The organism is Bradyrhizobium sp. WSM1743, from assembly GCF_000473065.1.
In the GTDB taxonomy this organism is placed as follows: Bacteria; Pseudomonadota; Alphaproteobacteria; order Rhizobiales; family Xanthobacteraceae; genus Bradyrhizobium.
Genome location: NZ_AXAZ01000002.1, coordinates 188,396 through 214,595 on the forward strand (window position 1 = coordinate 188,396; position 26,200 = coordinate 214,595).

Below are 26,200 nucleotides of genomic sequence, written 5' to 3' on the forward strand. Positions count from 1 at the left end.
GAGTAGGAGATTTTTAACAGTCATTTTCACGCGTCTTTAGCCGATCAAGCTCCCGGCCATCTGAACGTTTCTGCAACATTTTGCCGTGCCAGATAATGGGACTGCGACAGAACGGTCCACCTGACGGACCTAGGTGTTGGTCCGCCTACGGAGCCATGGCGGCTCGCACACGGCTAGTGCCGGTTCGGCGTCGTTGGCGCGCGCTCACCGGCTAACCGGAGACAAGTGTCCTCTCACCTAGGTATAATGGCCCTAAGGCATACAAGGCAGTCGCGTAACTTCACCTTCGTATCTCGGCACATGACGATTGCGCTTTCTTCCGCATGCCGATCGTAACGGCGAGATGAATCGTCCGGCAGCTTGTCCCTGTTCTTTCCGGTTCGGCGAGGCGCGCCTGATTGTTTCGGTTCAACGTCTTGACCGAACTGCAGCCGCTGTCCTCGTCCGGCTGGCGTAAGTGGGTTGTCCTCGGCTGCAACCTCAAGCGCCTGCCCGGAAGTTATCGGCAGCGGACGAAAGCAGACATCTCAGCTTCCATTCTAGGCATGTCAGCGCGCCATATTGAAAGGTTTAGGACAACTATACGTATGTCTGTGATGCCTTTTTTCTTCGCGCGTGCTCAGTAGCAAGCAATCGATCTCGGAACCGCTGACAGCGGGGTGCCGAGTATTGCCCCATTTTTGCCTAAAATGTTATAGCTCTCCCGCCGGAGAACAGGCCGGACGGTATCAAAATGCGTAACCAGATCAGCAGTTTAAAGCGCCCAGCCTCTCAGTTTACCTTCGGCTCCATAACGCTGGCGGTGGTAACACTGTCTTGCTTGTACCTTCACGCGCATTTCGCCACGACGGCGTTCGCCTATTTGTTAGTGGTATTGCTGTTTTCGTTGATGGGCAGCTTCATCGCGTCGTCCGCGCTTTGCATCGTAGCCATCGCTGCTCTCGATTACTACTTTGCGCCGCCGGCGTTCAGCCTGCGAATCGATGACCCCCAAGATCTGCCGGTGGTTATTGCATTCTTTATTGCCTCGATTGTCGGAGCGCACCTGATCGGAAAGCTGCGCCAGGAAAGAGAGGCTGCGCGTGTGGTTGCGGCCAAGCTTCAGCGGAGTTCGGCCGATTTGGAAGATCGCGAAAGACGGTGGCGCGCCATCTTCGAGCACAATCCGGCCATGTATTTCATGGTCGATGAAGCCGGCACTGTCCTCAACGTCAATACGCTCGGCGCGACACAACTCGGCTATGCTCGTGCTGAACTGATCGGTCGATCCGTGCTGGACGTATTTCTCGAGGCGGATCGCGCGTTCGTTCGCGAATGCGTTCGGACGTGCCTTGAGGATGTCGGACAAACGCGCACGTGGGACGTCCAGAAAGTCAGGAAGGACGGCTCGTTGTTGTGGGTACGAGAAAACGCCAAAGCCATGCTCTGGGCGAATGAGCAGCCCATTATCCTTATCGCCTGCGAAGATATCACGGAGCGAAGGCGGACCGAACTTGCCCTGCAGCGGAGCGAAGCACATTTAGCCCAGGCGCAGGAGTTGAGTCACACAGGGAGCTTCAGCTGGAACCCCACTACGGGTGAGGCCTTCTGGTCAAAGGAAACATTTCGGATTTTCCAATTAGATCCTCAGACAGTGCCGCCGGGGCCGCAGCTCGTCGTTGAGCGCACTCATCCAGATGATAGGGCTTCGGTTAGAGAAATTATCGATCGCGCGATGCGAGACCCGAGCGATTTTGAGCACGAATACCGGCTTCTGCTACCGGACGGCTCGGTAAAGCACATTCATGCGCAGGCACGAGCGACGAGGACAGCCTCTGGTGAGATCGAGTTTGTTGGAGCGGCTACGGATGTCACAGCGGCGAGGCGAGCAGAACAGCAGCTGCGCCGGAGCGAGGCCTATCTGGCCGAAGCCCAGCATCTCAGTCACACGGGCAGTTGGTCCTGGGACGTCTACCATCGAGATTTCATATATCGCTCCGCCGAGGTCGATCGTCTGTTTGGCTTTAGCCCACAAGAGCCGGTTTCGATAGAGATCATTCGATCGCGCATCCATCCCGAGGACTTGCCGCGGCTACAGGAGGTGCAGCGCCAGGCGATTGAACACGAGGAGGAGCGGTTCGAGTATGATTTTCGTATCCTTCTACCAGATGGCGGGATAAGACGCATACACTCCGTTGCGCACGTGGCGGTCGGCAGCGACGGTAACGTCAGCGAGCTGATCGGAACACATATGGATGTCACCGAGCAACACGCAGCTAGGGAACGCCTGGAAAACACACTTGCTGCGCTGCGCGAAAGCGAACAGCGCTTTCGCGACTACGCCGAAACAGCTTCCGACTGGCTCTGGGAGACTGGGCCGGATCATCAGGTCACTCACCTGTCCGAGCACACCAGCGCTGCGGGAATTTTGGCGACAGGATTGATGGGCCTGCTTCGCTGGGAAATTGCGTGCGACGTCGAAGAGGAACCCGAGAAGTGGCGGCAGCATCGGGCGACGTTGGAAGCCCATCTTCCGTTTCGAGATCTCGTCTACCGTACCGTGAATCGGACAGGATCTCCGATCTACGTCCGCACGAGTGGCAAGCCGTTTTTCGATGGAAAGGGCAATTTTCTCGGCTACCGTGGCGTCAGCACTGACATCACCGCTACCATTCGCGCCGATCAAGTCGAACAAGAACTACGAAAGGCACAGGCGGAGCTTGCGCATGTGACGCGTGTAACGACGTTAGGAGAGCTGACGACTTCCATCGCCCACGAAATAAACCAGCCACTCGCCGCTATTATCAGCAACGCCGATGCCTGCCTCGGTTGGATGGGTCGCGAAGCTCCTAATCTTTCCGCCGCGCGCTCTTCGGTGGAGTGGATCATCGAAGACGCAATCCGGGCAAGCGAGGTGATCCGTCGTGTTCGCGCACTCGCGAAGAAAGGCGAGATTGAGATGGTGCAGCTCGATATCAATGAGGTCGTTAAGGACGTCATTGCGCTGGTAACACGAGAGCTGGTGAGCCACCGAGTGACGTTACGAACCGAGTTGGCCGCAGCGCTGCCTACGATCCTCGGCGACCGGATTCAGCTACAACAGGTGATCATCAATCTGGTGATGAACGGAATCGAAGCCATGGACGCAGTTACAGACCGGACGCGCGAACTGCTGATTCAATCATCAAAGGACGATCTGGGGCACGTCCAGATTGCCGTGACCGATTGCGGCGTCGGCATCGCCGAGAACGACGCGGACCGCGTCTTGGATCCCTTCTTCACCACCAAATCGAGTGGTCTTGGAATGGGTCTTTCGATCTGCCGGTCGATCGTGGAAGCTCATGGCGGACGGCTGTCAATGGTCCACAAAGATGGACCGGGCGCGACCTTCCAGTTCGCCCTGCCGCTGCATAAGGAGGCTGTCTCGTGACAGGACGATTTGACACGCCAGGTGAAGGCAGCAACGCCAAGGCTTCGACAAAGGCGATCGTCTTCGTCGTCGAGGATGACATCTCCATGCGTCGCTCGCTTACGAACCTTTTTCAATCGGTAGGGTTAGACGTCATTGCATTCGGATCGGCCCGCGAAATGCTGCAGAGCACAATTCCGGACGTTAATAGCTGTCTAGTTCTTGATGTCCGGCTGCCAGGCTTGAGCGGCCTTGACTACCAGACCGAGCTAGCGAGGTTGAACATACATATTCCGATCATTTTCATTACCGGCCATGGCGACATTCCCATGACCGTCAGGGCCATGAAGGAAGGAGCGGTCGATTTTCTCAGCAAACCGTTTCGCGATCAGGAACTGCTTGATGCCGTGGTTGCGGCGACCGAACGCGATCGCAAAAGACGGGATGCTCAGCAGACGGTCGCGAACCTGCAGTCTCTATTTGAGACCTTAAGCCCGCGCGAGCAGGCGGTGATGAAACTGGTCGCTGCCGGCCTGATGAACAAGCAGGTAGCCGCCGAGCTTGGGCTCGCCGAGATTACGGTCAAGATCTACCGAGGACACGTAATGAAAAAGATGCGTGCACGGTCGCTGGCCGACTTGATCAGGATGACTGAGACGCTGGGAATTCGCGCTAATCGTCCTGAACAAACCCAAGTATGATTTTACAATTTCATCAGTCGAGCCCACTTTTCGCCGAAGGTGGCTAATGCTTGCAGCCGCTATTCCCGCGTCAGGAGGGCTCGTCTTGTCCACGCCTTTGATTTCCGTCGTTGACGACGACGCCTCAGTCCGTGCGGCGACAGAGAATCTTTTGAGATCGCGTGGCTACATCGCCCAAATATTTGCGTCGGCCGAGGAACTCCTGAGGTCCCCGCAATTGGACGAAACATCCTGTGTCATTACCGATGTGCAGATGTCGGCTATGAGCGGCCTGGAGCTGTTGGCAGAGATGCGGACACGTGGTTACGACGCACCATTCATTTTCATTACTGCTTTCCCCAACGACCGCGTGCGCGCGTCAGCGCTGGGCGCCGGCGCGATTGGCTTCCTCGCGAAACCCTTTGCAGGACAAGCGTTAATCGAATGCCTCGACACCGCACTGAACGCGTATGACGGCCGGCGCGACATCTGATGCAATCAACCTGCGGCTTGGGTTGATGTCCGATCTAAACGCTCCACGCGTCGATCTGGCCGCCGATAACCTCTTCGAGTCAAAGATGCTACTTGCTCTAAAACCAAGCGAGCGAGAGGCCAATTGTCGCCTTGTCGATACTTTAGCGACCATCGCCGGGCGGCTACATTGGTGCAGAACAACCTTATCGCTGCGAGTGCTGGAAGGGCACGCCAGCTCGACTCATTCTGCAGGTCGACGTTCAACGTAATGCTCACCCAAAGCAATCGACGACCCTAAGCCCTTCTTAACTCGTCTGGATGGTTTCTATATATTCCATTGCAGAGCGGAGCTGGCCGAGAGCGATCGACAAAGCAAGAGATTGGCTGTTCGCAGCCGACTGCAGTGACGATGATAATGGAGCTTCGCCCAGGACCACCGCCTCGCGTCTTCTGTTGAGGATTTTCTGGTGAAAGTGCTCTGCACGATGATCGTGCTCTCGGCGTCGTTATGTCCGTTGACGCATGCCAGCCGTCTTGCCCATCGGGCGCCGCTTCGCTGTGCATTTCCTTGCCTACCGACTCACGGCAGGCGCCCGCGCCCTTACTACTTCGTAGCCGTCATCTGTAGACGAGTTCTGGCTCCAAGCCGTCCAACGGCTCGGCACAACACGCCCGGCCCTCGGCGGCCGGGCGCACTTTGGCGACACCCCATGCAGGTCCTCGCCCAGCGAGCATTGTCGCAATTGCCTTGCGCAGTGAGCCCGTACTTCCAAGGCTCAAACAAATCAGCAACCGCTAAGCCAAAGAGCACTCTGAGGACAGTCTTCTGAGCCAACTCAGAGAAACACTCAGGCGAAAGGGCGATAAACACAGAGGAGCCCGGAGCAGGCTAGATTGGTCTACTCCATCGCGCCAAATCACCGGTGATCCCATTGTCACATAAAATCATCCTCATAGTCGTATGTTGAGGGGCTCGCTGAGATCTCGGTATCACTACTTCACTGTCGTCAGCTTTGGATAGATACAGCGCAGCAGTACCTTTGCGCTGCCATTCGCCGTCGCTATTCCTTACCCACTTGTCTGACTTGTCTGGGTCGAGAACCATGTTATCGGCGTCAACCTCGACGAATCCCATCTTTGCCGCACGGGCTCTTGCTTCCGAATTAGCCGGACGCAAATTGAGCAGCGGCTGTTTTCCGTCTAGTCGAAGCTGGTGCTCGAGCAGGATATCGCCAGCGTTCTCGACAAGCGGATGAACGACTTGAAGATCCGCAGTAGAGGTAGTCCCGTGGCGTCCAAGAAATAGCTTCTTCCACCTTTTGACGTCGAACTCGGTCATGCTGTCGCCGCCTTCCGTTCTTAGAAGTCCGACACTCTTGTTGCCCAATTGGTAGCTGAAGTATCGCGCATTCTCGGAATCTCGGGTTCGCCCGTAAGTCTTTGGCAACTTCTGCAGTTCGCCTTGCCTTGCCGGACACGAAGTCCGAGTACTCTTGGGGGTTGTGGGCGATTTTCATGATTTCGTCACCATGATAGGACTCCGCGGCTTTTCGGAATGACTGACGATCCTTGAACTCTATTATGAGAGGGGTTGAAACGTGCGAATACGGTCTTGTTGCCGAAGATGAACTGCGTGCCATCGGCGTTCATCAGGTTTGATGAGGCGAACACCTCCGAGGAAGCTCCTATATTGGGAATTGGGCCGATCGCTGATTGACCTGCTGACGCCAATCGGATCGTACTCTTTTCGGAGTTCCGCCGCGCCGCTTCATATTCGGGCTTTTTCAACGTTCCAGTGGAGCTCGCGCACCGCCTTCCATAGATTGGCCGATTTCCAGACTTTGACCAACGATATCGCCTGCGCCAGAAAGGCCGTCTAACGTCGACTCGTGGAAGCGCGACCCGCGCGCCCGGCGTCAGCGCTCATTTATCCAAATCCGCATTTCGCCTTCGCCGCGGTTACCCCAGCTGAACCACGGAATGAATGTCAGCCGCTGCGGTTCTAGCTGTCCAGGTACTTTGTCGTAGTTATAAAGCGCCGTTTCTTCAGAATGCGTGTGTTGCAACCGTGCCCCGTCGGCCTGCAGCAAAATCTTGCCGTTAAAGAGACCAGTTCCTTCCATAAGGGAAAACCGGCTGTCTGAGTGAAGCCAAAGGTTGTGTAACTCGGTCCCGTTGTCGGCCTCCTCCAGACAATAAATTAAGGGGCCACGCTGGATAGCCACCTTGCCGGCCAAATTGCGAAGTTGTGGATGGCCGTATACGCGACGCACTTGCATCGGCAGCGATAATTTGACGCGATCTCCCTGCTGCCACGTTCGGCGAATGTGCAAATAGCCCTTGCGCGGCTCGCAATTCACAGGCTCGCCGTTCAGACTCGCCTGCGGCACGCTGCACCATTCTGGCAGGCGCAGGGCGAGCGTGTGGGCAATTGGCGGCGCAGATTCGACGGCAATTTCTACCTCTTCTCTCCAGGGATAGCTGCCGCTTATGAGCAACTGCAGCGCATGTCCGTCGACGGATATTGCTACTCTATTACCAACGTAGAGATTTACATAGAGCGCATCAGTGCTGGGCGTGTAGATGTAATGACCAATGGATGTGAAAAGCCGTGCAATGTTCGGTGGACAGCAGGCGCAGCCAAACCAAGGTCGTCGCACCGGCGAGACATGATTGTAGATGCCATTCGACCTCAGCGTTTTTGGATGCACTTCGAGCGGGTTAACATAAAAATAGTGACGCCCGTCGAACGCGATACTGCCGAGAACGGTATTGTAGAGCGCTCGCTCCATCACGTCGGCATAGCGACTGTCCAGTTCCAACTCCAGCATACGGCGCGCGAACATCATCAAGCCAATCGACGCGCAACTTTCCGCGTACGCCGTATCATTCGGCAAATCGTAATCGCTGCTGAACGCTTCGCCGGCACCTTGCGAGCCGATGGCTCCGGTAAGATAGATCTGGCGCTGGACCATGTTTTGCCATAGCCGTAGGCAAGTTTGGCGCTGCTGCTCGTTCTGGCGCAGACGCGCGAGATGAGCTAGTGCCGTCATTAGGTATACAAAACGAACTGCATGACCTGTTGCAGTCCGCTGCTCCGAAAGCGGCAAGTGCGCTTGGCTATATGCTTTGTTTTTTATCATCCAAGGCGTGCCGTCGGATTTGGCGGCGCGGGATTTCTGGCGCTTCTCGTACTCAATGTCGTAGAAGTGCGGCTCCGTGCCGCGTTGCTCCACGAAATAATTGGCTAGTGTGAGATATCGCCGCTCCTTTGTCGCTTCGTAGAGGCGTGCCAACGCAAGTTCGATTTCCGGATGGCCATCGTAGCCGTGCAACTGATCGCGCTCTGGGCCGAAAACTGTGCCGAGGTGATCAGCAAGCCCGCAAACGACCTCCAGCAATCGCCGTTTGCCAGTTGCCTGAAAGAACGCGACACCGGCTTCAATCAAGTGGCCCGCGCAATAGAGTTCGTGGCACTCCGCTAGGTTGGTCCAGCGCTCCTGAGGCGCGTTCAGTATGAAATAGGTGTTGAGATAGCCGTCGCCACATTGGATGGCCGCCATCAATTCAATCAGCTCATCGGCGGCTTTCTCCAGGTCTGGATTTGGTGTCTGGCATAGCGACCATGCAGCCGCCTCAAGCCATTTTGCGACGTCACTGTCCTGAAAAACCGTGCCATGGAACTCGCCCCTCGCAAGTCCGGCCGCAACGCGGAAGTTCTCTACCGCGTGGCTCGGTATCGCCTCAGGATTCCGATCGTTTAGCACCTCCCATTGGTAGGGAATTGCCACTTCCCTGACCAGTTGCTGGCATTGCCCAATCAGCGGATCCAAGACTTCTAGATTGTGAAGATCGACTTCGGCCACATTCCGATCACTCATCTCGTTCCTCCTTGGCGTGCGGCGAAGGGAGCCCAGTAAGCCACCTCACCACGATTACGTCGTTGAGGTTGTGGCTCTGAGATTTGCGGCTGCACACTCGTAGTTTCGGTGCGAGGGTTCAAACGATAGAAATGGTGAGGCTGCCCTAAGGCGCCGCACTCCCAGACGTGCGGTGACAGCAGTCGTTCGACGAGGGGGACAGCAATTCCCCTGCCGATTATGAGGACCGGTTCTTCGGGCAACCCGATCTGCAGCTCCGCGTTAGGAACCCGATGCGATCGCTGGCCCACCAACCGGATTTGGCAAATCGTGCTAATCCCACGTCGTCGCAAGGCTAATCGATCCTGCTATACGAGCGGGTGACTATCGCTGGATCAGATAGTGGTCAATAGTACTCGCCTGCCGCATATACAGCCAGGGGCGCCGCGCCCTTCCGGTGCGGCGGCCCCTGCACTTGGTTTTGGGCCCTCGACCTTGCGCGGGAATGTCAGGTATCTAACAATCCATTTGATAACACGTATCAGGCCGGAGGGCCGCGGTGGTGCGTGTGGCCCAACCAGATTGCGTGAACCGCTGCCACGCGCGATCGAAGAGACACACTGGACTGCTAATCCTAAGCAATCGTCCCGGGGCGAAATGCATGCTCGACGTGCCCGACATCGCGCGAATGCTGGCAATCGGGAAAAGTAAGTTGTCGCACGTATGCGCCGCCAGTGAATAAGCTGGGCCGGAGCGGCCCGAAGCCGTTGTGCGCCGACTTGGTCGTCGACATCGGCGAGGTGGGAGGATGAGTTAGAGAGTATCTTTTGTAAACCGAGCTTCAGGCTGACTTGGCCCTGCAAAGCAGATCGCGGGCTGGGTAACCGAGAGCCGACTTCGATCTTCCAATTGTCCGTAATCCCACTTGTTATCGACCGTTCGTTCCGCTCGAACGGCAGGAAGGTAACGCTCGCTCCCATTACGTTAGTCGGTTGACGATGATGACGCAAGCAGGGCTGATTCTGCTCATCGAGCTGATCGGTCTATGATTGACCTATTGATACAGGGATCGTTCTCTTTCTGAGCTCGCCCAGGCCATTAGTGCCCTCAAGGTCCGATATAACACTGTAGCCTCATTCCACAGTCACCGATTTTGCTAGGTTACGCGGCTGATCCACGTCCGCGCCCCTTACGAGAGCGGTATGGTAAGCCAAGAGTTGAACCGGAATGGCATAGACCATCGGCGTAAAGCTTGCGACCATCTCAGGCAGCACAATGGTCATGAGTGTGTCCACCGCCGCTTCCAAAGCACCCTTCGAATCGGTGATCAGGATGATTTTGCCGCCCCGAGCCGCAACTTCTTGCATATTCGAGACGGTCTTCTCGAAGACATCATCATAAGGTGCGATCACCACCACAGGCACGGCCTCATCGATCAGTGCGATCGGTCCGTGCTTGAGCTCGCCGGCGGCATAACCTTCTGAGTGGATATAGGCAATTTCCTTCAGCTTGAGTGCGCCCTCCAACGCCAAGGGGGCCGATGTGCCACGACCGACATAGAGCACGTCCCTTGAATCGGCGATATAACGCGCGAGCTTCTCGATCTGCGGCTCGATCAACAGCGCCGCAGCAATCAACCGCGGCACTTCGATAAGCTCACGCACGAGCCTCGTTTCATCGATCTCAGACACCTTACCGCGCTCTTTGCCTGCTGCGACGGCAAGCGCCGCTAATACCATCAGCTGGCAGATGAATGCCTTGGTCGAGGCGACGCCGATTTCCGGCCCCGCCAGCGTCGGCAGAACGGATTCGCTCTCGCGCGCAATCGTCGACGTTGCGACGTTGACCACAGATATCGTGTGCACGCCCTGGTTCTTGGCATATTGCAGTGCAGCTAGCGTGTCAGCGGTTTCGCCCGACTGCGAGATGACGATCGCGAGATCGCCCCGGCGCAAAGGCGCCTCCCTGTAGCGGAACTCGGACGCTACGTCGATCTCGACAGGCAAGCGCGCCAGCCGCTCGAACCAGTATTTGGCGATGTGCCCGGCATAGCTTGCAGTGCCGCACGCGGTAATTGAGATACGCTGAATGGTTTTAAAGTCGAACGGCAATGTGACCGGCAGGACGACGCGCTTGGCGGCCATATCGAGATAATGCGCCAATGTCTTGCCGGCCACTGTCGGCTGCTCGTGGATTTCCTTGGCCATGAAGTGGCGATAATTCGCTTTGTCCACGAGGAGTGACGATACGCCAGACTTTGATGTTTCCCGCTGGACGACAGATCCGTCTGCGCTATAAATCATGCACATCGCGCGCGTAAGCACGGCCCAGTCGCCGTCTTCAAGATAGGTGATGGTGTCGGTAAGAGGCGCGAGCGCGATCGCGTCCGATCCTAGATACACTTCGCCGTCACCATGTCCGATCGCAAGGGGGGACCCCTTACGCGCACCGATCAAAAGATCGTCGTGGGCTTTGAAAAGGAATGCCAGCGCGAACGCACCGCGCAGTCGTGGCAGCGACGCCTGTACCGCATCCCGCGGCGAGTAGCCCCTCTTGAGATAAGATTCGACGAGATGCGCCACCACCTCCGTGTCTGTCTCTGAGTTAAAATGAGCTCCATTCCGCTCCAGTTCGGCTCGCAGCTCGCGGAAATTCTCAATGATCCCGTTATGAACGACCGCGACATTTTCCGTCGCATGCGGGTGAGCATTGCTCTCGGTCGGCTTTCCGTGAGTCGCCCAGCGGGTATGACCGATGCCGGTATGACCCAACGGCGGATAATAGCGCAGCTGCTCTTCAAGGTTTCTCAACTTACCTTCAGCGCGGCGGCGCTCGATACGGAGACCTTCGAGAGTCGCGAGGCCTGCGGAGTCATAGCCACGATATTCCAATCGCTTGAGCGACGCGACCAACTGGCCAACGACCGGACCACGCCCCAAAATGCCAACAATTCCACACATATCGATCAATGCAGCCCAAGTTCAAGGAGTCCGAGGTCCCCCTATAGGAATCCGATCATGAAATTCGCTTGCCCGATGGTAAGAGGTGTCAAGCTCGGGCTTTTTCGCGGCGGCCTGTATCGCCGCCGCATCCGCAAGCGTGAGTTAGACCTCCTTCAGCCATCATCGCTTCGCCCGGCCACATTCCGCGTTTGATTTCCGATCGAGTACAAACTGCGCAGCAGCTCTAGCTTGAATTGTCCTGTCTTACTGGAGACATTTTTCCCGCGCGGGTTTAAGAGACTTAGCATACTCGGACCTAGGCCAACTTACGCGCAGTAGGTAAAAGGATTAACGTCGAAGCTCCATTGTACGAACGTAAGCTCTGGATATCTAAACGTTCCACGATCTATACCAACGTTTGTTACTCTTTCTCATTTTGTCTTGTCGGTCGTCCACTTCCTGCCGCGAATTGGATATTGGCAACAGGGCTGATCATGGTTGATGAGTCGACCGCTAAGACTGCGTGTTCTGTTCGGAAGTTAACAGCGCTTTGTAGACTGCGACCCGATGCGCAGGCTTGACTGGTGCTGGCTTGCATGCCGTCATTCCAACAAATGCATTGTGCGGCCTCAACTCGCCGCTCTTCGCAATGACGAGACCACCACGAGAATGCATACATGCGCCTGAGGATAGATAAGGAGCACAGACCGTTGCGGAGCACGCGTAACGTCGTTTGCCATCCATCTCGCCTGCTTGGGATCATCGCGTTGCGAGGGTTAGTGGCTCCATTTTTTGAAGCTCAATGTGTTGGCATCCTTCAGTGCAATTATAAATCAATGTATATGGTGTGCATTCCTGCATGATGTGTATGACTGGAGCTAACGATCGCTTTCCTTTAATTCCGGGTGGAGCGCGCGTGCGCATCTAGATTTTTCGAGAAACGGCTTCGCAATGGTGCTTCACAGCGGGGCTCTTTACGACGCAACTAAGGGAGACCATGGCGGCTCAGGACTCAAAGCGGCGCGTTGCGCTGATTACCGGCGTCACCGGGCAAGACGGCGCATATCTCACGGAGTATTTGCTCGGTCTCGGCTACACCGTGCATGGGATCAAGCGCCGGTCGTCCTCATTCAACACCGCGCGCGTCGATCATCTCTATCAAGATCTGCATGCCGGCGACGTGCGGTTCCTGATGCACTATGGCGACATGACGGATTCGACCAACCTGATCCGCCTGGTGCAGCAGATCCGGCCGACCGAGATCTATAACCTGGCCGCCCAGAGCCACGTTCAGGTCAGTTTCGAGAGCGCGGAATACACCGCCAATGCCGATGCGATCGGCGTGCTGCGCCTTTTGGAAGCGATCCGCATCCTCGGCATGGAAAATGAGACACGGTTCTACCAGGCCTCGACCTCGGAGCTTTACGGGCTCGTGCAAGAGGTGCCGCAGAGGGAAACCACGCCATTCTATCCGCGTTCGCCCTATGGCGTCGCCAAGCTCTATGGCTACTGGATCACGGTGAACTACCGTGAGGCGTATGGCATGTTCGCCAGCAACGGCATCCTGTTCAACCATGAGAGTCCGATTCGCGGCGAGACGTTCGTGACGCGCAAGATCACCCGCGCTGTCGCCGCCATCGAGGTCGGCCTCGAGAACAAGCTTTATCTCGGCAATCTCGACGCCAAGCGCGACTGGGGCCATGCTCGCGACTATATCGAGGGCATGCACAGGATCCTGCAGGTCGACGAGCCCGGTGACTTCGTGCTAGCGACCGGCGAGACGCGGTCGGTCCGCGAGTTCGTCGAGTTGGCGTTTGCCGAGGTCGGACGCAGCATCGAATGGCGCGGCAAGGGCATCGAGGAGGTCGGCGTCGACAAGACGTCTGGCAAGACCTTGGTGCAGATCGATCCGACCTATTTCCGTCCGACCGAGGTTGATCTCCTGATCGGCGACGCCAGCAAGGCGCGCGCGAAACTCGGCTGGGCGCCGAAGACGCCGTTCTCGCAATTGGTGAAGGAAATGGTCGCCAGCGATCTCGTCCAAGCGAAGCAGGACGCAGCCGATGGCAAGCACGGGGTTTGAGCTGAAGGGCAAGAGGGTTTTCGTCGCAGGCCATCGCGGCATGGTCGGCGCGGCGCTGATGCGTCGGCTGGCGCGCGAACAGGCCGATCTCTTGACGGTGTCGCGCAGCGAGGTCGACCTGCGCGACCAGGCCGCGGTGAATGCCTGGTTTGCCGCGAAGCGGCCGCAGGCCGTGTTCCTCGCCGCCGCTAAGGTTGGCGGCATCGTCGCCAACAACACACTGCGCGCCGAGTTTCTCTACGACAATCTGGCGATATCGAGCAACGTGATCCAGGCGGCCCATGCCACTAGATGCGAGAAGCTGATGTTCTTCGGCTCCTCCTGCATTTATCCGCGCCTGGCGCCGCAGCCGCTGCGAGAGGATTCGATGTTGGCGGGCCCGCTGGAGCCGACCAACGAACCCTATGCCATCGCCAAGATCGCCGGCCTCAAGATGGCCGAGGCCTATCGCAGCCAGTACGGCGCCGATTTCATAAGCGTGATGCCGACCAATCTCTACGGCCCCGGCGACAATTATCACCCCGAATACAGCCACGTCATCGCCGCGCTGATCCGCCGCTTCCACGAGGCCAAGATTTCGGGCGGCGGCAACGTGGTGGTGTGGGGCACCGGCACGCCGCGCCGGGAATTTCTCTACGTCGACGATCTCGCCGACGCCTGCATCCATCTGATGAAGACCTATTCCTCGCCGGAATTGGTCAATATCGGTACCGGCGAGGACATCAGCATCGCCGAGTTAGCACTCATGGTGGCGGCCGCCGTCGGTTTTCGCGGTGAGATCAGCTTCGACGCGTCGCGCCCGGACGGCACGCCGCGCAAGCTGCTCGACGTCGGGCGGCTGTCCGGGCTCGGCTGGCGCGCCACGACCTCGCTCGAGGACGGGATTCGGCTGGCGTACCGGGCGTATCGGGCCGACAGCGACGGACGGCACCCGAGTGATCTGCCTGTTCCCGATAACGGGCCGATCCTACGTATCAATCGGCGGTGAACGTCCACCCTAGCTGACCTCACGTAACAATCAATTTTGCTTCCCAGTTGAGCGCGGATGGCAAGACGATCGCCCAGGGGGCTCGATGATCGACCTCCTTGGTGGCTTCAGCGTGATTGGGTTGAAGCTGGGATCATGGTCCTTATATGGACGCCTCAGGCGCGCCGTGGCTTTGTCGTCGACCGCGTCTTTGCCATTGGCAACCAGGCCCAGAGCAGCTTGGCCCCCTTGCGTGCAAGGTCTGGTGTCCGAAGGCACCATCAGGACCGATGGTGCCGAAGCGGTGCCGACCGAACGCTGGGTACTTGAGAACGTATGTCGCTTTGTCGCGTTGACGTTTACGGCAGGAAACGGCACGCCTTGATCATCCGTATGTAGCGATACCGGATACGGTAGTTGACGAAGACCAAAGGCATGTCTGAAGCTCGGACGTATACGCGTCGTACGATGCTGTTGGGCAGTAGCTTCTTGGGTAGCGCGTTGTTCGGGGGCGTTATGGTGCCTACACCCAATCGGCCGCAGCGCAACGTTGCCATGGTGTTGGAGGCGGCCGACTCTCCCTTCGTCGTTGGGTGCACACAAGACGGCATTACCTCGTTGCGTTATCGTTACGATACGTATGACACGGATTATGTTCTGCCTGGAGCCGTGCTGGGGACGGCTCACGCTAGAGTTCGCCGTGCCGGTTCTGAGTGGCATACGCTTCAAACCAGCGTTGATGCAACGAAGCCGATGCAAAGCGCGGCCCTTGAACTAGCCGCCCGTGATGCCGGTGTCCTTCTCACGACCCGCCTCGCAGTCGACGAGGCTGGATTGACGTGGGAGATCATGCTGCGGAACGACGCCATGGCGAGCGTGGAGGTTGGCGACCTCTATTTGCCCATGCCGATGAACACCGAATTTCCGGCAGGGCAACCGCTATCGGTGGCTGTTTTGAAGCATAGCTTCGTCTCGGGGCATGGATCGCACATCTTCTGGATTCGCGGCAACAGCACCGGTCCCTTCCTCATGCTCTTACCGGACGCGGACACGTCACTGGAATATTGGGATGTCCACAAGGATTCGGCCGAAGCCAGTGGGACGTGGTGCGCCTACATCTTGGGTGCGGCGGCCGCCGGCGAGGCAGTGGCGGGCGGGACTCGCTGGCGACAGCCGACCCATTTTCTGTCCCTGTCGCCGGCCGAGCAACGGCATTACCGTCTCCGCTTCCAGTGGGTTGCCGATTACGAGGCGGCGCGCAGGGCTATCGCGAACGCCGGTCTGGTGGACGTGGAAGTAATGCCCGGCATGACGGTTCCCAACGACCTGCATGTCGACATCGCGCTCGCGTCCTCCATTCCGGTGGAGCGAATCGAAGCGGAATTTACCGACGACACGGTGGTGCAACGGTTGCCGGATCGGGCTGGCAGGCAACTGTGGCGGGTCCGGTTTTCGCGATTGGGCGAGAACCGGCTGACGCTGCACCAGCCTGGTGCGCGCCAGACCTTTCTTGAATTCTTCGCTACCGAGCCCGTCGAGACGATGATGAAGAAGCGCGCAACCTTCATCGTGAAGCGGCAGCATCGTGACCCTTCCAAATGGTACGACAGTTTGTTTGGCGAGTGGAATATGGAGACGCAGGTCCTGCTTGGCCCGGACAATTACGACCGGATCAAGGGCTGGCGCATCTACGAGGTGACGTGCGACGATCCCGGGCTGAGCAAGCCCGCTTACCTCGCGACCAAGAATGCCGAGCATCCTGATGTGGCGGAAGTGGCGGCGCTGGATCGGTATATAGATACGTTCGTCTGGGGCGGGCTGCAACGTACCACACAGGAGGCATACGCCTACGGCCTCTACGGCATACCCGATTGGAAGCAGAACAGGGAAAGCCGCGATCCCGGCCCAAAGGGTCGCCTGCATATCTGGCGGCCTTATGACTATCCGCACATCTTCGCGATGTATTTGGCCATGCACCGCATCGCGCGTGACCATCCCGCGATACCCACCCGCCAGAGCGCACGAGATTATTTGGTACGCGCCTATGGTACGGCGCTGGCCATGTTCACGGTGCCGATGCGCGTGGTGATGTGGTCTGCCTACCACACCGGCTTCTACAACGAATGTGTGATCCCCGAACTGGTTTCGGCGCTCAAGACGGCGGGCTTGATGCGCGAGGCGACGACTTTGGAGGCGCACTGGGCGCGTAAGGTGCGCGCCTTCGTCGATCCGAAGACGGACCTGTTCAAGTCTGAATATCCGTTCGATTCCACAGCCTTCGAATCAACGCAGGCACTGGCGCGCTCGGCCCTTGACGATCCTGTCGCCATGGGGGTTTCGAAGGCGACAGCGCGTGCCTTCGCGGAGCGTCAGATCGCTGCAAATCTGTTCTGCCGTGGCTGGCTGGAACCTGCTTATTACTACCTGGGCAGCGATTATCGCCGCACTGCGGGCGACGCCTATACGCTGACTTACATGGCGCAGATGGGTGGCTGGGCGCTGCTTGATCATGCGCTGAACGATGCAGACGACCCGCATCCGCTCCTTCGTCTCGGCTATGCGTCACAACTCAGTGCGTGGGCTTTGCTGAACAGCGGCCCTGCGTCGGCCGGTCATGGCTATTGGTATCCGGGCGAGGAGAATGACGGCGCGGCCGGTGGCGGCTTCGAGCCGGCGCCGAGCGGGACCACATGGCTCGGTCAGCCGCATCACCGTGGATCGTGGTATTACTCGTGCGAGATCGACCTGGGATTTTGTGGGGCGGTCCGCGCTGCCGCGACGATCGTTGCCGACGATCCCATCTTTGGGCAGGTTTGTTACGGTGGCACCATCGAGACGTTCGCTCACACCCTGCATATCTGGCCACGTGATGGCGTGCGGCGACGGCTCAACGTGCGCCTCCAGTCTCTCCGATTGGACTTGGTCCTGCTCGACGCCCGATTCCGGGCGGATCGACCGATCATTCTAAATTTGGGGGAGGGACGGATCAGCCTTACGCCTGAGCCCTTTGCCCCATCTGCATCGGGAGTGACGTTCGAATTGCGGTACGATGACGGGAGGAAGCGCAAGGAAGTCGTCGACATCACGGACAGCCAGATCGTCGTCCGCTTGCCTGCGGCGCGCTTACCGCGGGGTCAGGTTCGCTAGATGTTTAGTCCCGGGCTTTGATGGTGCAACCTTATCGCACGATTCGAAGGAAGCTATGGGACAAGTTTTACACGGCTGCGCCACCACGGCGAAGGCGGTCCGTCGAGTAATACAAACAGTCAAGAGAGCTTAAGAGCGCTGGCTAGAGACTAAGCGCTACGGGATCAATCCCAACTCGGTCGCCAAAGTGGAAGAGACCCGGCTCCGTCAGTGATCTGAAGACAGGACCCAAGAAGCCAAAGTTCACCTCTCGTTCGGTGGAGGACGAAGCCATTTTTAGCAGGCGAGCATCAACTCTCTCTCCCCAGCGGAACCGGTCGCAGGCTCCTCCGCTCACCACACCGAGCGAACTGGCTTGAATCTATCGTCATTGCTTGGCCAGCTGGGCATCAGCAGCGCCGGTGAGGTCGAGCTCGGCGGCAATGTTCGCGCGGCCGGAGCTTGCATCGGCACGGTGATCGGACGCGATAGCGACATAGACCGCCGGCAGCACGAAGAGCGTGAACAGCGTGCCGACAGACATGCCAGCGACGAGCACGAGCCCGATGGAGAAGCGGCTCGCGGCGCCAGCTCCCGTTGCAGTCAACAAGGGTACGAAGCCCGTGACCATCGCCGCCGTAGTCATCAAGATTGGACGCAGTCGGACGCGCGCAGCTATTTCTATAGCCGAGCGACGGTCAAGCCCCTTTTTGAGCTGCAGCTCATTGGCAAACTCAACCATTAGGATGCCGTGCTTGGAAATCAACCCGACCAGTGTCAACAATCCGACCTGGGTGTAGATGTTCATAGTCGCCCAGCCAAAGAATGGCGGGATCAAGGCGCCGACGATTGCCATCGGCACGCTGATCATGATGATGAAGGGATCGCGCAGACTTTCGAACTGCGCCGCAAGCACCAAGAAGATGATGATGATTGCAAAAGCAAAGGTAATCGCCAGCTGGTTGCCCTCGTGCACATATTGCCGGGCGTCGGCGAGAAAGTCGTGGCTGAAACCCGTGGGCAGTTTGTTTGCCTCGGCTTCGAGGAAGTCCACAGCCTGACCGATCGTGACGCCGGGCATCGGCACAGCCTGAAAGGTCGCGCAGTTGAGCTGATTGTGGTGGGTGAGCGCGTTCGGATCGGTCGCAGTCTCGATGGAGACTACGGTAGACAGCGGGAGCATCGCCCCCGTCGCAGTCTTCACATAATAGCTCCCGATTGCTTGCGGCGCCAGGCGTTCCTCACGTGGCACCTGCGGGATCACCTGGTAGGAGCGACCCTGCAGATTGAAGCGATTGACGTAGTTACCGCCAAGTAAGGTGGCGAGCGCGCTACCGATGGTCTGCATGGTGATGCCAAGCTCGTTGGCCTTGGATCGATCAACCTTGATTCGTACCACCGGCTGGTTGAACTCGAGGTCGGAGTCGCTCACCATGAACAGGCCGCTCTTGCGCGCGGCATCCTTCAGTTTCGACATTTGCTCGTAGACGGATTGGAAGCCAAGCGTCGAATTGATCACCATCTGCACTGGTAGGCCACCAGAGCCGCCGGGAAGTGGCGGCAAGCTAAAGGCAAACGCGTTAATCCCTTCGATTTTCGACAGCTCGGCTTGGACAAGGGACTGTAGGGCGCTCGATGAGCGCTTGCGCTCGTCCCATGGCTTGAGCAACATGCCGGCCATGCCACTCTGCTGGCCACTAACGCCATTGAGCACGAAACTCAAATCAGTCTCGGAAAATTTCTGTAACGCTTTCTCAAGCTTGGTCCCGTAGTAGTCGAGGTAGTCGATATTGGCGTATTTCGGCGCCTTGATGAGAGCGAATACGATACCTTGATCCTCCTCGGGTGCGAGTTCCTTGGAAATATTCATATAGAGAAAGCCGACGAGGCCCAACATGGTCAGCGCAAACAGCCCGGTAATCGGACGATAGTCGAGCGAGCGGTCGAGCTTGCGGCCGTACCATCGTGTCATGGCGCCGAACCCGCGATTCACAACTCTTGCGACCCGCCCCTCCTCAGCGCGCTGCAGGAAGAGCGAGCACATCATCGGCGACAGCGTCAAAGCGATCACGCCCGACACGATTACCGCTCCGGCTAGCGTAAACGCGAACTCGCGGAACAGCGCACCGGTGAGGCCGCCGAGAAATCCGATTGGGGCATATACAGCAGCCAAGGTAATCGTCATGGATACAACGGGGCCGACGATCTCTCGCGCGCCCCTCGTAGCAGCTTGTACAGGCGGCGCACCTTCTTCTAAATGGCGATGAATATTCTCCACCACCACGATCGCGTCGTCGACCACGAGACCGATCGCGAGAACCATGGCAAGAAGGGTCAGGAGATTCAATGAAAACCCGAGCGCCAGCATCATGCTGCAGACACCAACGAGCGACAAAGGAATAGTGACTACAGGAATGATGACCGACCGCAGCGAGGCCAGGAATAGGAAGATCACCACCACCACGACAACGACCGCCTCAATGAGCGTCTTCTCCACTTCATCGATCGATGATTGAATGAACTTGGTGGAGTCGTAGGCAACTTTCATCTTCAGTGACGGCGGCAAGTTACGCTCGATGTCTGGAAACAGTGCCCGAACGCCTCGCACTATGTTTAGCGGATTGCCTTCCGGGCTCGCCTGAACGCCGATAAAGACCGCGTGCTCGCCGTTCATGGCGACGCTGATGTCTGCGGTCTGCGCGGCAAGCTCGACTACGGCAATGTCTTCCATGCGCACAAAGCCGCCGTCATTGGCTTTGACGATCATGCGCTTGAAGTCATCGACACTCCGCAGATCCGTGTTTGCAGTGACATCGGAGATAGTGAAATTACCCTTGGTCTGGCCGGCTGCAGCCTGGAAGTTGTTAGCGGCGATTGCAGCCGAAACTTCAGCCGGCGACACGCCGTGCCCCGCCATTTTCGCAGGATCGAGCCATAGCCGCATCGCAAAACTCTGACCGCCCAGGATGTCTGCCGCTGCGACACCATCAACGGTTGCCATAACGGGTTGCACGACGCGCGAGAGGTAGTCGGAGATCGCGCTTGCCGTCAATTCCTCGCTGGAGAACGCGATATACATGACAGCGGTGGCCTGACCGGTCGATTTGGTGACGACCGGATCGTTTGATTCCTTTGGGATCAAATATTTGACTGAGTTGACCTTGGAGAGCACCTCGGTGAGCGCCTCGTTGGGATCAAAATTCAGCTTGATGTAAACTTGGATCGTCGAGGTACCGAGCACCGACGAGGAACTGATGTAGTCGACGCCCTCGGCGGAAGCGACTGCCTGCTCCAGGGGAGTCGTGATGAACCCCTGGATCATGTCGGCGGAGGCGCCAGGATAGGAAGTCGTGATATTGACGACCGTATTAGACAGCTTGGGATATTGCCGGATCGGCAGCACAGTGGCCGCGCGAAAGCCGATCAGCAAGATCAGGAGACTGACGACAATAGACAATACCGGACGTTTCATGAAAAGCTCGGTAAACGCCATCTCGACTCGCATTTCCAGAGGGGGATGCAAATACGCCAGCAATTGCGGTACAGCAATGGATTATCAATGCGGCGACTGCGCTAAAGCCCGTAATATGAGGGAAGCATTATCGGCTACTCTAAGGACTCACACGTTGCGGAGCATAGCGTGCCCAATCCTCCGCTTCTTCACCTTCGTCGCTTGAATGCAGGTTGGTTGCGCTGTTCTGATCACTCATCGCGATCTCGAATAGTTGGCACCTTTTTAAGACACAGCCCCCAGTCTTTTTGCGTGCAGCCGGCCAACGGTCAGACTCAAGATGTTCGTCCTCACACCTGATTGGAACGCAACGACTTCTAGCAAGGCGTCACTTCGGGCTTCGCGCCGCCCCGTCGATCGAATGATCCGGGTTCGAGATCGAAAGTACAAACGACCTGACGGGTGCTCAACTCTACAAAGGTAAGTGGGCAATATTGAATGGGCTGCAAAACACTATACCAAGGTTTGTCGAAACGCTCGCTGATCGCAGACCCGCGAAACTTGTGACCTTGCCAGACGCAAAGTTCTCGATCCTACAATATTCAGCAAGCCCCCCTCTCGCATCGCAAACTCGCTGAACAACGGCTGCTCGGAGTTCGCCCTTGGTACCAAGACGGTCGGAACGGTTGGCTTGAGCACTTCTTCCAGCTCAATATGCTGCGTAATGTTGGCTACGCAGTGCGCTACGGAGTTGCGCAACGCCAGTATTACGTTGTCGATCAGCCGGGCGATCCAACGTAGGCTGCTGCACAAAGCGCCGCGGGGCGTCGCAGTGGACTGTGGGCGGCGTTGAGCGTGTCACCGTCCAGAAGTTCAAGATACTGGAGTCGGTCAACAGTCTCTAAATGCATTGGCGATCGCAATTAGCCTTTCTCCCGAGCGGAATTCATCCAGCGCGGCGGAGAGTCCACGATTGAACGCAAGGGCCCGCTGACGTTCTTCCTTGCCGCGATACCGGTTGCGACGGCTCATCGCGAGCCCATCCTGCTCGCGAACGGTCGGTACGGTGACGAGCTCGATTGGGCGATTGAGATCAATCGCCATGCGACGCACGACTGCGCATTGCTGAAAATCCTTTTGAAAAAACAGCACGTCGGGCTGCACCATGTTCAACAACTGGCATACGACAATCGCGACACCGCGAAAATGTCCAGGCCTGAAGGCTCCGCACAGAGGTTTGGCGAGGTCGCCCGGTTCAATTAACGTCTCGAAATGACTTGAATAAACTTCCTGTGCATCCGGCGCAAAGAGGAACGCAACATCGGCGTCGCGGCACAGTCCCTCATCCTGCAAGAAGTCGGGCGTGTAGGTGCTGAGATCCTCGTTCAGTCCAAACTGAGTGGGGTCGACGAAGATGCTGACGTTCGATCGCCGGGCTCAATCAAGCCAGCCCGGCGTCAGATCGTGCCAGCGGCCGAGTGAGCGCATAGCCGCGCGCCAAAATGCGCGCTTACAATCGTCGTATGCCGGAGGGCCCGGAAGTCGACGTCGCCTTTTTTGCTGAATGAAAGAGGCGGCCTCGCCTTACTTTGCCAACACCAGGATCGCAGTCGAGCGCGGCCTCAACGTCAGAGGGCGACTCTTCGCTTAAACCATTTCCTTGGTAGGCCAATGTAGTAGCCACGCCTCCGAAGTTCCGGCTCGGGCCTGTTGAGCGTTTCGCAAATGGATTCCACAGGCGCGCCTGCATCAACAAGCTCGCGCAACAGTTCATCTTCCCGTCTGGTCCAGCGAGGAGAGCGGAGAGCCGCCTTCAAGTTAACCTCTTAGCCCTGAATTCATGCGGTTCTAGAGAAGAACTGTCCGCCAGCCGCGGCCAACCTGTTCCGTGCCGAGCGCATTGCCAAGCTTGCTCTGCGATCTCCGCGTTCGTGTTCTGGAATGCGCAGTACAGTCCCAATCCGGATGACGAAAACTCATCTGAACAGATTTAAGTGTGATCAACTGTATGGCCTCCCATGGCGTCGCCTCGGCTACGCAGTGATCGTATCCTCCTCATAAATGCCGGCGGAGGAATTCCTTCGAAAGCTATACGTTGGCATAGCCGAAGCTGCTCCTATGCCAACGAAATCTTGGAGCCACTAGGACTCACCCAGACCGTGACGGTCAACCTGTGAGATGGGCGTGCGGCCCTGGAGTTAACCTGCGTGCGATGGCCTATCGCTAAGATCGCCCGCCGCGGCCAGAACCGGAAGTACCAAACGCATGCAGTGGACCGGGGTGCCTTGGGCGCAGCCAAGGCCGCCTCGACCAGCATGGCGCGCGCGTGACTGCGGCCGATCTTGCTGATGCGACCGTGATGGGCGGCTCCCAGTCCCGACTGCCGCACCCGTGGGTTCAGCCCGAAATAGCTCACCAGCTTCTGCGGGCTGTTGAACCGGCTGATCCTGCAGTGCAGCCCGCGTGATATCAATGCGGCCTGCATGTGTCGTGTGTATATCGGGCTGCCCGCACCGTGCTTCCGGTGCCTCGGCTTGGATTCCTAGCTGTCGATGCACCATGTCGCCTCCGGAGCAGCGCGGACGTGCCTCGGCGCCTCGAGTGAGTGAGAACCCCACGCTGTCCCTGCTACGCTCGCTAGCTGAGCGCGCGGCATCGCTTCAGCACAACTCCGAAAAGGCTGCTCGCGCCTAAAAACTCTCGGCTCCAAATGACCTGACGGGAGCTGCGGGCGACACGACAACTACGGATTCGCACTCTCGGCGTGTCAGAGGCGACCAGCCCTAAGTTCTCGGGTCATCGTGTCTGGCAGGAGTCGCGAATGCGACGGGTGACTGGCATTGATGTCCACCGAAGCTTGGGGAACTGGTGCTGGGTGCAAAACACGGTCGACAGCGGGATTGGCTTGCAGCCTTGGAGCCAGTTTAAGGCCGTTTTCCCAATGTTGTTTGCGGATCGTGAGGGTGCGTAGTCTAAACAGGGCCAAATGGATATCTTTGGGCCCGGCGACCTCTCCGAACTGATGAGGACTCGCCCGTAGCGCCGGCCATGCGGCGTCAGTTGCTGTCGCGATGGAATGCGTCGGCCAGTGAGATATTTGGTGGCGGCTTGAAAGTAGCGTTGTCGCCCAGGTATCATCCATCATCGCGAAGCACCCGACTGGTGCGCCGGCACACGAGCGAGCAGTTGTAGCGCCTGATGGCCGACGATGGCATCCTTTGCAGCATGAGCCGTTCCGGGAAGTGTGGGACGATGCGGCCACGGAGAGCGTCTTCTCTTCTCAAGACCGAACGGACGGCAGGAAAGATCTACAGAACCAGACGCACGCGCCAACGTGTTTAGCTAAACTGAAAGATTTTGCAACAAGACCCCGCAGGGACTCCACCACGCCTATGTCAGCCCGGTTGAGTTCGGGCGCAAGACGGGTTTAGCTGAACCCGGTGTCCATTAAACCGGCAGCAGCTCACTGAGTTAAAGCTTGAGCACGTCGTCAACCTGCATGCGGCTCGTAGCATCGCACACGCCACGCCCGTATCACTACGGTTGTAGTGCCGGCTTGTCTGCATCCTCGCCAGATATGCTGGGTCCGTTTCTACGTGGCTGAGGTGAGCGCCCGTAATTGCCCAAGCTTGGCGCGGGCAATCGTGTTGATGTGCATGTGCCCATCTCGTGCGGTCATTACCACACCGATAGTGCGCCTTTACGCCGTAGGCCAGCCACCAATCCTGGTAGGCGTCCCTTGATCGCTCTTGGCGCTACAATTCCGCGGCCTGTGGGAGCTTGAGACACTCCCGCGAAAGGCGAGGTGGTTAGCGTTGTTATGGCAAAGTTGGCCACTGAAGTTAGTGGGGCGTGGTAGGGACAGCGCTTTTTCGGACCAGCACAAGCGCCGAGTCACGTCGGGGCTAACTTCACCGGCAGCGTGGGCGCGGCAGGGACAGCGTCGAGTTCTCTTGAGGAAAGGCGCCGAGTCGCACCTGCGTTGCCGTCAATATCAAAGGGGTTAACCCGGTAGTTAGCTAGGCAATGGAGGTATGAAACCTACGCCGGGCTAGCCGAGATCATCATCGTGCCGGGAGGATGCGCCCTCCCGTTTGATGGGCCAGGTTTTAGGCCAGTATATCTCGCAAGTCATAGCAGCAGAAGAGTTGGCAAACGCGAGATGTCATTGGCCGTGGGCTGGCGATCCTACAAAGATGGGTATCCGCGAGACTTGTCTGAGTGGCAAAGCATACCATAGCGCCGCGTCGGCTAAAAGCACAGTGGTGAAACGCGATCGAGCTCTCACCCAGATTAGCTCGCTACGCGGTCTGACGCGATGGGTTCGGATGGACTGTGATCGGTGTCGTGACCGGGCAGGCCGCATGCCAGGGCAACGTCATCTTCACGGGGCTTTTGATGAAGGACGCTGCCGACTTGGCCTGTCTTGGATCTCTACTTTCAAGCATCGTCGATCCCGCAAGTTATGGCAGGGGCGGACTGCGCCTGTCCTCCAGCCCGACTTGATCCTCCAACTAGCTCTGGGACGATCTGAAGAGCATCTGTTCGTCGATAGGAACAAGCGCTCGAGTACGGCAACAGATCACCGTATTCCTCCACGATAAGGCGTCAGGTCCGGGTTGATTCGAGTCGCAATGGACGAGGACGAGGACGGCACAGTAGCGCTTCGAGCATGCGAATCTTCAACTCGACAACGCTCGGCTCGTTAAACAGTGCCAACGTCCGCTCGATTAAGTCCGCATGAGGAAGCGCGCCCGCAGTCCAGCCGAGCGGCACCAGCGTATCCGCGAAGCGCCAAACCACATGACGCTAAGACACTATGGCAGCCGCTCCTAGGAGAAGAGCGCGCCAATACCATTTCGCCGGATTGAGCAACGGAACGACGGTAAGGCGGAACCCGATTGTGAAAGCGGCGTCTGCGAAACGAAATCGGCGTCAAGTACGGCGACAAAAGGCCGTGGAAAGCGGCAAAGAGTCGTGAGGGCAGCAGCATCAGAGCCCGTAGCGCGTAAGAAACCGACGGAATTGTGCGATCGGGCCGCCGGTGAAGATAACGCGTCTAGTACCCCCAATCGCGCAGCCGAAATCTGGCTCTCCTGCGAGATCTGAAACAATCACGGTGAGATCAAAGCGCTGGAGGTGCTGCGCACTTGCACCCAGCAAAGGCGCCTCATTGTAGGACTCCCGACGAAGACTCCGTCGCGGGCTGGCGCGAGTTCGGCCTCGAGG

10 protein-coding genes and 3 pseudogenes are annotated in these 26,200 nt (G+C 57.8%); 7 read left to right on the forward strand and 6 right to left on the reverse strand.

What is annotated here, in order from left to right; all coding sequences use genetic code 11:
• The first annotated feature begins 733 nt into the window (after positions 1-733).
• The 3 genes from YU9_RS0103080 to YU9_RS0103090 are packed head-to-tail and all read left to right on the forward strand — an operon-like array spanning position 734 to position 4,561.
• Positions 734-3,409, forward strand: coding sequence for a PAS domain S-box protein (locus tag YU9_RS0103080; RefSeq protein ID WP_027571442.1), 2,676 nt, complete (start codon positions 734-736; stop codon positions 3,407-3,409).
• A complete protein-coding gene (locus YU9_RS0103085; protein WP_027571443.1) occupies positions 3,406-4,089 on the forward strand; it encodes a response regulator transcription factor in 684 nt (227 codons plus the stop codon). Before YU9_RS0103080 ends, YU9_RS0103085 begins: the two co-directional genes overlap by 4 nt.
• 46 nt (positions 4,090-4,135) lie before the next feature.
• Entirely contained in the window at positions 4,136-4,561 is a 426-nt protein-coding gene (locus tag YU9_RS0103090) for a response regulator (RefSeq protein ID WP_156951643.1), read from the forward strand.
• Between the two features lie 870 nt (positions 4,562-5,431).
• Here YU9_RS0103090 and YU9_RS50935 read toward each other — a convergent pair.
• The 3 genes from YU9_RS50935 to glmS all read right to left on the reverse strand — a co-directional run bounded on the left by YU9_RS50935 (position 5,432) and on the right by glmS (position 11,362).
• Positions 5,432-5,881 carry a hypothetical protein gene (locus YU9_RS50935; protein ID WP_305728060.1) on the reverse strand — a complete coding sequence of 150 codons (450 nt, stop codon included), beginning with the start codon at positions 5,879-5,881 and terminating at the stop codon, positions 5,432-5,434.
• A 577-nt stretch (positions 5,882-6,458) separates the two neighbouring features.
• Positions 6,459-8,423, reverse strand: a complete 1,965-nt coding sequence (locus tag YU9_RS0103100) for a glycoside hydrolase family 127 protein (protein ID WP_027571445.1) — start codon at positions 8,421-8,423, stop codon at positions 6,459-6,461.
• Positions 8,424-9,535: 1,112 nt separating this feature from the next.
• Complete coding sequence (gene glmS / locus YU9_RS0103105; protein WP_027571446.1) at positions 9,536-11,362, reverse strand: glutamine--fructose-6-phosphate transaminase (isomerizing); 1,827 nt, start codon at positions 11,360-11,362, stop codon at positions 9,536-9,538.
• Between the two features lie 979 nt (positions 11,363-12,341).
• Here glmS and gmd point away from each other — a divergent pair.
• The 3 genes from gmd (at position 12,342) to YU9_RS40835 (ending at position 17,541) form a co-directional block, all read left to right on the forward strand.
• Positions 12,342-13,427: a GDP-mannose 4,6-dehydratase gene (gene gmd / locus YU9_RS0103110; RefSeq protein ID WP_027571447.1), complete on the forward strand. Its 1,086-nt coding sequence runs from the start codon at positions 12,342-12,344 to the stop codon at positions 13,425-13,427.
• Positions 13,408-14,415, forward strand: coding sequence for a GDP-L-fucose synthase (locus YU9_RS0103115; protein WP_027571448.1), 1,008 nt, complete (start codon positions 13,408-13,410; stop codon positions 14,413-14,415). The genes gmd and YU9_RS0103115 overlap by 20 nt, the downstream gene beginning before the upstream one ends.
• 396 nt (positions 14,416-14,811) lie before the next feature.
• Entirely contained in the window at positions 14,812-17,541 is a 2,730-nt protein-coding gene (locus tag YU9_RS40835; RefSeq protein WP_245266291.1) for a DUF5695 domain-containing protein, read from the forward strand.
• Positions 17,542-17,908: 367 nt separating this feature from the next.
• On the opposite strand, the gene YU9_RS0103125 is transcribed toward YU9_RS40835, so the two are convergent.
• The 3 genes and pseudogenes from YU9_RS0103125 to YU9_RS45385 form a co-directional block, all read right to left on the reverse strand.
• Positions 17,909-21,013: an efflux RND transporter permease subunit gene (locus tag YU9_RS0103125; protein WP_027571449.1), complete on the reverse strand. Its 3,105-nt coding sequence runs from the start codon at positions 21,011-21,013 to the stop codon at positions 17,909-17,911.
• Between the two features lie 717 nt (positions 21,014-21,730).
• Positions 21,731-22,393 (reverse strand): annotated as a pseudogene (locus YU9_RS40840) (pantoate--beta-alanine ligase); the annotation flags it as partial.
• Between the two features lie 837 nt (positions 22,394-23,230).
• A pseudogene (locus YU9_RS45385) lies at positions 23,231-23,417 on the reverse strand (transposase); the annotation flags it as partial.
• A gap of 746 nt (positions 23,418-24,163) precedes the next feature.
• On the opposite strand from YU9_RS45385, the pseudogene YU9_RS49730 reads away from it, so the two are divergent.
• Positions 24,164-24,422, forward strand: a pseudogene (locus tag YU9_RS49730) (IS3 family transposase); the annotation flags it as partial.
• Between the last annotated feature and the right edge of the window lie 1,778 nt (positions 24,423-26,200).